This is a genomic window from Novosphingobium sp. B 225 (assembly GCF_002198665.1).
Taxonomy (GTDB): Bacteria; Pseudomonadota; Alphaproteobacteria; order Sphingomonadales; family Sphingomonadaceae; genus Novosphingobium.
The window spans coordinates 130146-141743 of record NZ_MWLM01000069.1; the positions used below are offsets into that span (position 1 = coordinate 130146).

8 protein-coding genes and 1 tRNA gene are annotated in these 11598 nt (G+C 65.5%); 6 read left to right on the top strand and 3 right to left on the bottom strand.

Annotation, left to right across the window (positions count from 1 at the left end):
* Positions 1-246 precede the first annotated feature (246 nt).
* The 5 genes from MNBBLIKP_RS18125 to MNBBLIKP_RS15610 are packed head-to-tail and all read left to right on the top strand — an operon-like array spanning position 247 to position 8631.
* A complete protein-coding gene (locus MNBBLIKP_RS18125) occupies positions 247-3288 on the top strand; it encodes a caspase family protein (RefSeq protein WP_176399801.1) in 3042 nt (1013 codons plus the stop codon).
* Positions 3285-5243, top strand: coding sequence for a caspase family protein (locus tag MNBBLIKP_RS15595; protein ID WP_176399802.1), 1959 nt, complete (start codon positions 3285-3287; stop codon positions 5241-5243). The genes MNBBLIKP_RS18125 and MNBBLIKP_RS15595 overlap by 4 nt, the downstream gene beginning before the upstream one ends.
* Positions 5243-6343, top strand: coding sequence for a serine protease (locus MNBBLIKP_RS15600; protein ID WP_088311186.1), 1101 nt, complete (start codon positions 5243-5245; stop codon positions 6341-6343). Before MNBBLIKP_RS15595 ends, MNBBLIKP_RS15600 begins: the two co-directional genes overlap by 1 nt.
* A gap of 26 nt (positions 6344-6369) precedes the next feature.
* The gene (locus tag MNBBLIKP_RS15605; RefSeq protein WP_140420629.1) at positions 6370-8304 is read left to right on the top strand and encodes a TIR domain-containing protein; all 1935 of its coding nucleotides are present in this window, start codon (positions 6370-6372) and stop codon (positions 8302-8304) included.
* A 42-nt stretch (positions 8305-8346) separates the two neighbouring features.
* Positions 8347-8631: a hypothetical protein gene (locus tag MNBBLIKP_RS15610; protein WP_088311188.1), complete on the top strand. Its 285-nt coding sequence runs from the start codon at positions 8347-8349 to the stop codon at positions 8629-8631.
* A gap of 6 nt (positions 8632-8637) precedes the next feature.
* On the opposite strand, the gene MNBBLIKP_RS15615 is transcribed toward MNBBLIKP_RS15610, so the two are convergent.
* Together MNBBLIKP_RS15615 and MNBBLIKP_RS15620 are read right to left on the bottom strand one after the other, a co-directional pair.
* Complete coding sequence (locus MNBBLIKP_RS15615) at positions 8638-10449, bottom strand: hypothetical protein (RefSeq protein ID WP_088311189.1); 1812 nt, start codon at positions 10447-10449, stop codon at positions 8638-8640.
* 75 nt (positions 10450-10524) lie between these two features.
* Positions 10525-10611, bottom strand: a tRNA-Leu gene (locus MNBBLIKP_RS15620).
* Between the two features lie 175 nt (positions 10612-10786).
* Here MNBBLIKP_RS15620 and MNBBLIKP_RS15625 point away from each other — a divergent pair.
* Positions 10787-10981 carry a hypothetical protein gene (locus tag MNBBLIKP_RS15625; RefSeq protein WP_088311190.1) on the top strand — a complete coding sequence of 65 codons (195 nt, stop codon included), beginning with the start codon at positions 10787-10789 and terminating at the stop codon, positions 10979-10981.
* Between the two features lie 4 nt (positions 10982-10985).
* Here the strand turns inward: MNBBLIKP_RS15625 and MNBBLIKP_RS18130 are convergent.
* Positions 10986-11598, bottom strand: a 613-nt coding sequence (locus MNBBLIKP_RS18130) for a thioredoxin (RefSeq protein ID WP_088311191.1), incomplete at its 5' end; no start/stop codon positions are given.

An 11598-nucleotide genomic window follows, 5' to 3' on the forward strand; every position in this document is an offset into this window, starting at 1 on the left:
GGGCTGGATCGGACACTGCAGTGTTTGCGATTGACGCAACTACGTATTGCTCGCAGGTTACCAGGCAAGGGGGCATTGGCCTTGCAGGATACCCGTTCCCGGAACCCGATAGCAGTATTGCTGCGTCATTTGCTGGGCCTGGCGATCTTGTGCCTGGCTTCGCAAAACGCAGCGCAAGCCGACACTGCTTCTTCAGTGCAGCGGGCAGAATCGGCGAGAGTCTATCCCAGGATCATTCCGCAACAGATGTCGAGTTCTCAGGGGCTCGCAGCCTGGAGCCATGATGACCGCTTTGCGGTAACGATGGAAGCGAGCTTGTTCGATGTCGTGCAGGTTTGGGATGCGCGTTCGGGCGAGCTGGTCAACGTCATCCGTCTGCCCGAGCTGGATTCCGGGACCCGTACACAGATGTTCGCCGCGTCGGTCGACGATCATGATCGCCTGACGCTGACCGGGGTCCGGCGTGAAAGCGATGCGGCGCAGTGCAATCGGGGGTTGCTGTGCCTGTGCCGCAAACTGACCCTGTCGATCCCGCTGCGGCAAGCGGGCGAATGGCAAGTAACCCTGGGCGAACAGCGCAGCGCCTGTGACGATACTGTCCCGGCCGGCGTTACCGTCGCTTCGCACGACAGCCAGTTCGTGCTCGATGCCCGCGATTACCCCGTGATGATCAGGGATCGGCAAGGCCGGATTGTGATGCGGCTCGAAAAGCCGGAACCGATGGTGTCCTGGGGCGCCGACCTGTCGCCCGATGGCAAGCGGCTGGCGCTGGTCAATGATCTTACCAAGGGCGAGGGCCCCAAACGCTCGCTGCTGACGATTTTCGATCTCGCCGTGTCGAAAGTGACTGTGCAGAAGCAGTATGAAGGCACCTATGCGGCGGTGCAGTGGCTGGATGACCAACGCCTCTTTCTGCCAGTCCGTAGTATGAGCGATGGGCGGCTGTCCGTGCCGTTTGGCGGCGATGACCCGGTCCGGATTGTCAGTGCTGCTGCAGGGCGGGATGGGGACACGGCTATCCCGCTGCGCTGCGGCATGGTTCTGCTGCCGGGTGGGGCCTTGGTTGCCAGCGGGATCGGCAACTGCCGAATGCCGGCGGCGCCGGGGCAAGGGCTTGAGCGGTTTGACCCGCAAACAGGTTGGCGGCCATTCGGGGATGGTAGCTATGCCGGTGCTTATGTCGAAAGCCTCAGCCCTTCGCCGGACGGCAAGACGCTGATTGTGGCCGCCTCGGTGGCGGCAGGCAATCAATCGAGCGACTGGTTTGTTCGCGCGATCGACACGCGCACCGGGGCGATCCGGGGCGAGACCCGACTTCCCGCCGGATCCGGCCAACCTGACGTGTCGCATGCCCGTGACAGCGCAGAAGTCGGGCTGTGGTTCGCGGGGATCAACCATCGATGGGATATGACCAACGCTGCCCCGGTGCCGCTGTGGCCTGACAAGGCGCCGGTTGCGCTGATGGCGCAGGAAACCGTCAGCCGCGACGGGCATTCGTGGTACGAGCGGACCAGCGGCTTTACCAATGCGCCGATCACGGCAGTTTCCGTGGCAGGCGGTCGGCGCCGGGAACGCACCCTGTTCGGGGAAATCATGAGCGAGGGCAAGGTGGGCAATGGTCCGCTGCGCTGGGTGGTGACCGGCAACGATGGGATCGTGTTCTGGCAGCCCAACCGCGATGATCCCTTTGCCAATCCGGATGTGGTGCGGATCAACCTGTTTGAGGGCAACAACTTTTTCGCGCTGGCCCCCGATGGGCGCTATGACACCGATCTGGGACCGGAAACCAGATCGTTCCGCTGGCTGGTGTCGGATGCGCCGCTGCAATCGCTGGCACCGCAGACCTTCATGCGCGATTTCTACGAACCCCGGTTGATCCCGCGGTTGCTCGCCTGCACGGCGACCCGTTCTTGCACCAAGGCACTTCGTCCGATCCCCAGTCTCGCGGCAATGAACCGTGTGCAGCCACAATTGCGGATTGGCAGTGTCAGCAAGGGCAGCAGGCCGGATGAGGCATTGGTGGATGTCGAACTGCGCCGGGGCAACAATCCTGATGTGCCCAATGGCAAGACCGGTAGCGACGGCTATGATCTGCGGCTGTACCGTGACGGCAGCCTGGTGGCGCAGTGGCCAGGTGAACCCGATAGCAACAAGCCGTTCGAACTGGCGCAGTGGCGGCAGGACAACCGGATTGTGCCGGGCCCAGGCGGGGCGGCGCGCAAGCGCTTCACGGTCAGGCTGCCGTCGGGCACCGCGCCGGTCGAATTCACGGCCTATGCCTTTAACGAGGACCGGGTGAAAAGCGAAACGGCGCGGCTGACCTATGCCGGACGCCCTGCGGTGAGAGCAAAGGGCCGGGTCTTTGTGGTGGCGCTGGGGGTGGACAATTATGCCGAAAAGCGCCTGCAGTTGAACTTTGCGGCGGGGGATGCCCAGCTGCTTGGCAGCCGTCTGGCCGCGATTCCTGGCGGCAGTGACGTGCGATTGCTGGTCGTGGCAGACAGCGCCCGCCCGGGCAGTCCCCGCCTGACCAAGCGTGCGGTGGGGGACATCTTTGCCCTGCTGGGCGGGGCCTCGCGCACGGCGGCGCTGGCGCGGCTCAAGGCACTGGGGATAGACGCCTCGATGCTCGACCGTGCGGGGCCTGATGATACCGTTATCATCTCATTCTCCGGCCACGGTTGGGCCGATCCGCAAGGGACTTTCTACCTCCTGCCCGCCGACGCAAGCTGGCCGGACGAAACCCAGCCGCCGCTGGTGGCCAGTCTGGTCTCAACCGCCGACATGTCGAGCGCGCTGCGGCGGATTGATGCGGGGGAAATGGCGCTGATCATCGATGCTTGCCATTCCGCCGCTAGCGTCGATGCCAAGGATTTCCGCGCCGGGCCGATGGGCGACGCCGGGCTGGGGCAGCTTGCCTATGACAAGCAGATGCGGGTGCTCGCCGCGACGCAGGCAGACGATGTCGCGCTGGAATCGGACAAGCTGGGGCAAGGGCTGCTGACTTTCGCTCTCGCCGCCGAAGGCATAACCGCTGATGGCGGTCTGGCCGATGAAAACACGGATGGGGCCATCACGCTGGACGAATGGCTGCGCTATGCGACCGCCCGCCTGCCTGCGCTGAGCCGCGATGCGAAACTGGCCCGGCGGACCGGCGGGGCCGACGGCAAGGCGCGGGGTGTGGTGTTCCTGGACGGGGATCAACCGCAGAGGTCGGCGCAGGAACCTTCCTTGTTCGATTTTACCGGAAAGCCCAGCAAGCTTGTCCTGAGGAGGGTGAAACCTTGAAGCTTTGGTGGCCCTTTGCCTTGCCCTTGCTGCTGATGTCGGCACCGGCGCTGGCCAGTCCTGTCACCCGGGCACTGTTCGTCGGGATCGACAAGTACCTCCACTCAAAAAGCCGGGTTCCTTCTGCCGACTTTGCTGACCTGCGCGGGGCGGTGGCGGACAGTATGTTGATGAAGTACGCCCTGGAGCGGGCGCTGCAGGTTACGTTTGATCAGCCGGTGGCGGACAGTTGCGAATCACGCAACTTACTGTCCGTAACCCTGACCGATCGCTGCGCCACCCGTGCGGCGATTTTGGCGGCGTTGACCGAGCGGGTCCGGGCCAGTGCGCGGGGTGACACGGTGATTTTCTACTTCGCCGGACACGGATCGACCGTGGCGGATGACCAGGAGTTTGACCAGGCGGGCGGCTATAACAGCACCCTGTTGCCGGCCGATGCGCGCAAGCCGGGTGCGCCGGTGAGCAACGACATCTATGACCGCGAGATTCGCGGTTTGATCGATGTTGCCAACGTCCGCGGCGTCAATGTGATCACTGTGTTCGATTCGTGCAATTCCGGCACTGCCGCGCGCGGCTTCCGCGGTGAGGGAATGAGCCGCGGGGTCAAGGGCATCCAGGCCAAGGCGGGCAAGATGTGGGTCCCAGACCTGCCCGCCAGTGGCTCTGGTGGCGGTTACCGCGTCCATTTTGGTGCCGCACGCGATGACGAGGAAGCGCGCGAAGTGACGCTGGGTGGCAGTGTCAACGGGGTGTTCACCACCGCGTTCACGCAGGCCCTGCTGGCCCGGCCCGACGCGACCTTTGGCGATCTGGTGACCACGATCCGGCTCAAGCTCGAACGCGACGGCGTCAAGCGGCAATACCCCCAGGCAGAAGGCCAGCTGGCCGCCAGTTTCGGCGGCACCACCGGGCGAGCAGCGCTGTTCGATGCCCGGCCGCAGGGCCAGCGCGTTGTGTTGGGAGCCGGACGGCTGCTGGGGATGAGCCTGGGTTCAAAGTTCGCGCTGTATGACAGTCAGCGCGCCGCGCTTGATCCCAATGGCGCCCCGCTCGCCAGTGGGGCGATTGTCGAACTGGCCGATGGGCAGGCCACGCTCCAGCTCGATGCACCGCCTGCAAGCCCGCTTGGCAACCGGCTGATCGCGCGTGAAACGGCGCATGTCTGGGGCAGTGACCGGCTGAAAGTCAGTGTGAGCGAGGCAGTCCCGCGTGCACAAAGCCGCCTGATCAAGGCGCTGTCCGGTCTTGGGTTCGTTGAAATGGTTCCAGCCGGCGATCCCGGCGAACTGAATCTGCTGCGCTATGGCGGGACCGAGGAAGGGCCAGTCGAGCTCTATGCCAGGGACGGCAGCGGTCTGGCGACTTTGGGTGAGGTCAGCGACGCGCAATTTGCCGATCGCCTGCGCACCGCCTTGCTGGCGATCTACAAGGCCCGGCGGCTGATCGCACTGCCCACCCGCAGCAGCAAGGACGCCGAACTGGCGCTGTGCATTTCAACCAAACTGGATCATCCGGTGCAGGTCTGCCCTGAACCCGAAGGCCAGTTGCGGCAATTTGCAGTCGATGTGCCGGTGGTCCTGACCCTGACCAACAATGCCGAAGCGGCGCGCTATATGGCCGTGCTGGTGATCGACGACAAGTACGGCATTACCCAGCTGATCCCGACCGGACAGGGGCAGGACGTGGCAATGGCTGGCGGTGCGCAGCAGCGCCCGCCGCGGTTCAAGTTCGACAGCAGCGGGCTTTACCGCTTCGTGATTTTCGCATCCGATGCGCCAATCAATGTCGCGACGCTGGAACAGGCACCACTGCGTTTCAACTATGCCCAGCCCTGCGATCCCGAAACGGAGGACTGCACGGCCAAAGCAAACACCGCCCGCGATGGGGCCATCCCCGTCCTTGGCAATTGGACGATCACGGTTGAAGATGCTCTGATCGAATTCGGGAGACCTTGATGATCAAGTTCTGGCTGATGGTGCTTTGCACAGCGCTGGCCTTTGCCGCGCCAGCTGCGGCACAACTGACCGATCCCGATCAGCAGAGCGCGCCGCCGGCGCTGGACGCGGCCGGGCCAGAGCAGACCCCGCCAGGTGATCCGGCCGGCGCGACGCCGCCACAGGCCGGATCGGGCACGCCGGACGGTCTGGCCAGCCAGGCGGCAACCAGCGAGGATCCCGGCGATGGCAGGATCGTTGGCGGTGACCGCGCCGATAACGGCACTGCGCCGTGGCAGGTTCAGCTTTACAGCACCTTTGCCTTTACCGCGGCCGTCATTGCCGAAGATTGCCAGCCCCGGAAACCCTGCACCAATCTTCGCAAGATGTACGATTGGGAAAGGGTCCACCGCTGCGGCGGGGTCTATATCGGTGACAATTTCGTGCTGACTGCCGCGCACTGTGTTGCGGGCAACAACGATCTTGGCGGCTCTCGCCGGGTCAGGATCGGAACGCAGAACATCGCGCAGGGCGGGGTCACGTTCAAGATCGTGGACTGGCGGATTCACAAGGGTTTCCGCAATACACAGCCCTTTCCCGATGACATAGCGATCCTGAAAATCGCGGCAGACAATCCTGCGGCGCGGCGCTTTCCGCTCAAATCGGCGGCAATCCGTCCGCTGGGCACGCGCCCCGGTGATGTGCCGGTTACGCGCGGAGACAAGTTGCGGATCACCGGCTGGGGCCGCGTGCTGGCGCGCACGGATAGCGATGGCGCCTTTTCGGGCGGGGTCTTCAATCACTTCTCGCCCGAACTGTTGCAGATCAATCAGACCCCCAGCACCACGGCCTGTGACCGGGTGGCTGATTACCGAAACCGCGATGCCGGAAAGACGATCTGCGCGGTCAGTATCAAAGCGGGCACTGACAGTTGTAACGGGGACAGCGGCGGACCGATGACCCGGGCGCAAGGCAACGAACGGGTACTGGTGGGGCTGGTATCCTGGGGGCTGGGCTGCGCTCAGCCGGGGATGCCTGCGATCTATACCAGTGTGCCCGGCCAGCTGGATTGGATCAACAAGGCCAAAGCAGCGCTTTCCAGCCCGCCCGCTCGCCGCTAACACCAGCGCAGAAGGGGATCACAGGCTTGGCTGACAGCAGCGACGAACCGTCCGGCGTGGGCAAAGGCACCAGCCTGTTCATCAGCTATGCCCGGGCCGATCGTGAACGGGTACGCCCGCTGGCCGATGGGCTGGCACAGGCCGGGTATGACGTGTGGTGGGATGCGCTGATCGATGGCGGCGCGGCCTTCGCCAAAGTGATCGAGGACAAGCTGGAACATGCCGCCGCGGTGATTGTGGTCTGGTCCCCAACGTCGATAAATTCCGATTGGGTCCGCGATGAAGCCGCGCATGGCCGCGATCGCAAGCGGCTGGTGCCGGTCACGCTTGACGGGGCCGAACCGCCGCTGGGTTTTCGCCAGTATCACGCGCTTGACCTGTCGGCCTGGAACGGACGGCCGGACAGTCCGCAATTTGCCAGCCTGCAACGCAGCATCGCCGCGCTTGACGGGCAGGCCCATAATGCGCCGGCATTGGTATCTGCGCCGGGCGGGCAGGCGGGCATTTCGCGCCGCACCATTCTGTTGACCGGTGGCGGGATCACCCTTGCCGCCGCGATCGGCGGGGCGGCGGTGCTAAAACCCTGGCGCAGCGCGCGCCTGCGCAATGCGGTTGCGGTGCTGCCTTTTGCCAATCTCAGCGGCGATGGTTCGCAGGACTATTTTGCTCAGGGGTTGAGCGAGGAAGTGCGAGCGGCGTTGGTCCGCAATGCCGATCTGAAAGTGGCGGCGCCAACTTCCTCCAACGAATTTCGCGATCACAAGGATGATGCCCGGACCATCGCAGGCAAGCTGAAGGTCGATTACCTGCTTGATGGCAGCGTGCGCAAAGCGGGCGATGTGGTGCGGATTGACGCCACCCTGACCGACGCCGCCACCGGCTTTGCCAGCTGGACTCAAAGTTTTGACCGCAAGCTGGACGATATTTTTGCCCTGCAGCGCGAGATTGCCGATACTGTGGCCGGAGCGCTGCTGACCCGCGTGGCGGTGAGCGGCAAGGCCCCGGGCGGGACTGCGGTGGTCGCCGCCTATGACGCGTTCCTGCGCGGGCGGGCATTGTTCAACGCCGATGCGGGCGAACAAAGCGACCGGTCAGCGCTGGCCCGGTTTGACGAGGCGATTGCGCTCGATCCCAAATTTGCCGCCGCCCACGCCGCACGTTCGCGCTCGCTGGCGGCGATCGCCAGCAAATACAGCCCGGCGGCGCAGATCGGCGCGGCCTATGGCGCAGCGGTAGAGGCGGCGCACACTGCGGTGGCACTGGCGCCCAATCTGGCTGCGGCCCAGCTGGCGCTGGGCTTTGCCATGCTCAACGGGTTCCTCGATTTCAAAGGCGCGCGTCCGGCCTATGAACAGGCCTATGCGCAGGGCCAGGGCGATGCCGACGTGCTGCTGATGTACGCCTATTTCGCCAGCAAGCTGGGCCGGGGGGATGAAGCGCTGGAAGTGGTCCGGCGGGCGGAACGGCTCGATCCGCTCAACGCGCGTACTTTCCGCGCCGAAGCATCGATCCTGCTGATCGCGCGCCGCTATGCCGAAGCCATTGCTGCGGCGGAACGGGCTTTGGCGATGAACCCGGCGCTATCTTCTGCCCGCAGCTATACTGGCACGGCCCAGCTGATGCTGGGCAAGAACGACGCGGCGCGCGCGGCGTTTATCGCCGAACCGCTCAAAAGCGTGCATCTGGCCGGGCTGGCGATTGTTGAAAAACGGCTGGGGAACGAGAGCGCGGCGCAAGCGGCCTGGCAGCAACTTGTCGCCAGTTACGGAGACAGCGCATCTTATCAGCAGGCGCAGGTGCTGGCGCAATGGGGCCGCGGCGATGATGCAGTGGCTGCGCTGGAACGCGCCCATGCCGCCCGTGATGGCGGCATGGCATCAATTCTGGGCGATCCCTTGCTTGATCCGCTGCACAGTGCGCCGCGTTATAATCAGTTGCTAATGCAAATGGGACTTGCTTAGCTGCGCCAATCGGCCTGGGGGCCGCAATAAAGGGGAGACTTTATGCGTACCGTCTCAAAATTCGCAACGATCGCAATTGGCAGTCTGGCACTGGGCGCTTGCAGCGCGCAGGAAGCCGCTGCACCAGCCGCAACCGAAGCCGCTGCAACCGAAGCCGCCGCGACCGAGGCTGCCGCCTCTGACGCTGCCGGTACCGATGCAGTGCAAGCCGCGCGCACCGGGGATGAAACCCGCACTGGCGATGAAACCCGCACTGGCGATGAAACCCGCACTGGTGACGAAACCCGCACCGGCGATGAAACCCGCACCGGCGACGAAACGCGCTGAGCCAGCCTAGCCCGGCAGCGCCAGCGGCCGGGCACTGGTGGTGTGGAGCCAGCTGGCGACATCTGCCGTCAGCAGGCTCGTCACCCCGCGCGCGCAGCGGCTGAGGTTGTCGAAATCCGGTTCACCATCGCCGATCGCGCGTTTCAGGAAACGAAGCTTGGCTGCCAGATCGGCTGACCGTTCGGCGATTCCGGCGAAATCACCTTGCATCCGGATCCCATAGATCGCCGCGCCAAAGGCGGGCAACGCCGCGCTGATGATCGTCGCACCGGTGTTGGCGAAATGGGCCAGTGCTTTGGCTGCGGGCCACAGTCCGCTTGACAGCTTGATCGCCAGCAAGGCCAGGCAGGTGCCCGCAGTCAGCGCGAACAGCCAGGTCCCCAGCCGGTGCAGCCGGTGTTCCAGCGCGTGCATCTGGTGTGCTTCGCGGTCAAGGTAGGCCAGCTCGCCGTCGACCAGTTCCAGCAGCACTGCGCGCACACCTTGCAGATAGGGCGGATCGATCAGCACTGTCGGCAGCCCGATTTCGCGCCCCGTAGCGCGTGAATACCACGCCACCCAGTCCTGCCGCCGGTCACCCGCCCGCAGCACGTTGGCTCCGCGCAGGTTAAGCTCGCCCAGCCGTGCCGAAATCGCCAGGCAGCGCAGCCGCTCGGCCAGCGCGCGATTATCCAGCCAGGCGCGGTGCCAACCGGCGCGATTGCCCAGCCCGGTGCGCAGCAGGATCGAACCGATGATCAGGATTTCCAGCGTGATCAGCAGCGGCTTGGCCCCGGCGGGCAAGGCCAGCCCCAGCAGCGACAGCAGCACCGCCACTGCAGCCAGGAAGAAGTTGCTGACATAGCCGTGGCGGAACAGTTGCGCATAGAGCCGCGCTGCCGCATCGGCCCGGGCAAAGCGCGCCAGCAGCTGCTGCTGCAGCCGCCCGCCCAATTCGGCATCGCCGCTGCACAGCGGGCGCAGGATCTGTTCGGCGTGTTCATCAGCGCCATCGGTCACCAGATCGGTCCGCCGCAGTTCGCGCACTCCCATCACCCGCAGCAGCAGCGGATAGGCCAGCGCCCACAGCCGGTGCGGGCGGCGCGGGGCAAGGAAGCGTTCGATCAGGTGCCGGTCGGCCGCGTCATCGGGCTGGCCGACCAGCGAACCGATCAGTTCGGGCAAAGCGTCCAGCGATCCGCGCGCGACCGAATCGACAGTGTCGAGCCCCAGCGCCAGCTCCTCCAGCCCGTCCCACAGCAGCACTGGCGGCGTGGTTCCGGCTGGATCGAGCTGAATTACCGGCACATCGAGCTGGACCGCTTCGGTTACGATCTGCGCTGCCCCGCCGCGCCCGCGCACCGGCCCGCCGTCCCAAACCGCGACCAGCACGTCGCACTGCGCCAGCAGGACCCGGCCCGCGCGCTCATAGGCAATGCTTTCCCCGTTCGGCCGGTCGCGCGCGCCAGGCAGTTCCAGCACCGCGCTGCTCGCCTCAAGCAAGGCCAGGTACCGCTCGCGCGGGGCGCCGTCATCGAAGTCCTGGGCATAGTCACCGCGGGCGAAGGGCAGCACCGAATCGAGCGTCCAGCCCCGCTCCAGCGCGCATTCGGCAGCGATCGTATCGGCACCGTCGGCCAGTCCGCAGACCAGCTGCAGCTGCCCCGCTCCGATCGTACGCTCAAATTCACCGAACAGCGCCGCCAGCGCCGGCTGTAGCCGCGCATCAGCGCCCTCGCCCAGCCGGTCGAGCCGGTGGCCGGTAATCCCGACCCGCAATTGCCGCGCCACGTTGCCGCCGTGCTGCCGGGGGGTGGGATCAGGAGCGCTTGCGGTCATCGGCCCGACTATGGCCACACCGCGCCACCGGCGCAAGGCGCACGGGCGTCGATTGATCCGTTTGGGGGGAGTGATTGGTGCGGTCGAGAAGACTCGAACTTCCACGGGCTTTCGCCCACAACGACCTCAACGTTGCGCGTCTACCAATTCCGCCACGACCGCTAAATCATCGGGTCGGAAAGTCCGGCCCAGGGGGGTAGGAGCGCGCCCTTAGCAAAGGGGCTGCGCGGCTGCAAGCGTTCTGACCGGGTAATCTCTTGCCGCGCCTGCGTCCCGGTTGGGGACAGCGCGGAATCGGCGATTGCGACAAAAGTAAACACGCTGTTCACCATGCCGGATGACACTGGCCCTGATCCCTTTGCTGCTTGCTGCCGCCGCGCCGGCTCCACCGCAAGGCGGGGTGCGCGTGGTTGCCGTGGCGCGGGCAGAGATTGTCGCGCCGGTCACCAATGCGCCAAAAGCCGGGGCCGAAGCGCCGCTCCGCCTTGTCAGCCAGACGCGTGACGGGCGCAGCTTTGTGGAATTTCAGTAAGGCGTCAGCCCGGTTTCCAGCCGAATTCGGCCTTTACCCCGCTTTTCGGCACCGGCACCAGCGCGCCGTTGACCGACACGCTTTCACCCGGTGCAAGCACCCGCTTGGCCGGGGGCAGCTCGGCAGTGTGAACGATCCGCCCGCGCGCATCGCGCAGCACCACCAGCACGGCGGGCACGCTGCGCTCAGCCTGAGAGATGTTGGTGACCGTGCCGTTGACCCCGAAGAACCAGGTGCCATTGGGCAGCTCGCGCCGGTCCTGGCGCTTTTCGGGGAAGTCCAGCTTCAGGCCGGGCTGTTCCTCGGCGAAGACGGGTTTGGCGAACGGCATCCAGTCCGGCAGCCCGTACCAGGCCGTCGCGCCGACCGCGCCCAGCGCGATCACGGCAAACAGCGCCGCCGCGATCGTCCACATCCGGGCCGGATTGCGGCGCGGACGGAACGGCGGCTCGTAGTCAAAGCTCGACGGGCTATTGTCATAGTCGCTGCCATAGGCCGGGTCGGGCTGGACCGGGACTGGCGGCAGATCTTCATCCTGGCGCAGCGGCGGCGGGACCACCGGGGCGCCTGCATCGGGCTCCGGCTCGGCAAAACTGACCGGCGGGGGCGGGGCAGCG

Excerpts from the sequence above, each read along its gene's own strand:
- MNBBLIKP_RS18125 (WP_176399801.1), top strand. The coding sequence starts at position 247 with ATGTCGAGTTCTCAGGGGCTCGCAGCCTGGAGCCATGATGACCGCTTT.
- MNBBLIKP_RS15600 (WP_088311186.1), top strand. The coding sequence starts at position 5,243 with ATGATCAAGTTCTGGCTGATGGTGCTTTGCACAGCGCTGGCCTTTGCC.
- MNBBLIKP_RS15610 (WP_088311188.1), top strand. The coding sequence starts at position 8,347 with ATGCGTACCGTCTCAAAATTCGCAACGATCGCAATTGGCAGTCTGGCA.
- MNBBLIKP_RS15615 (WP_088311189.1), bottom strand. The coding sequence starts at position 10,449 with ATGACCGCAAGCGCTCCTGATCCCACCCCCCGGCAGCACGGCGGCAAC.
- MNBBLIKP_RS15625 (WP_088311190.1), top strand. The coding sequence starts at position 10,787 with ATGACACTGGCCCTGATCCCTTTGCTGCTTGCTGCCGCCGCGCCGGCT.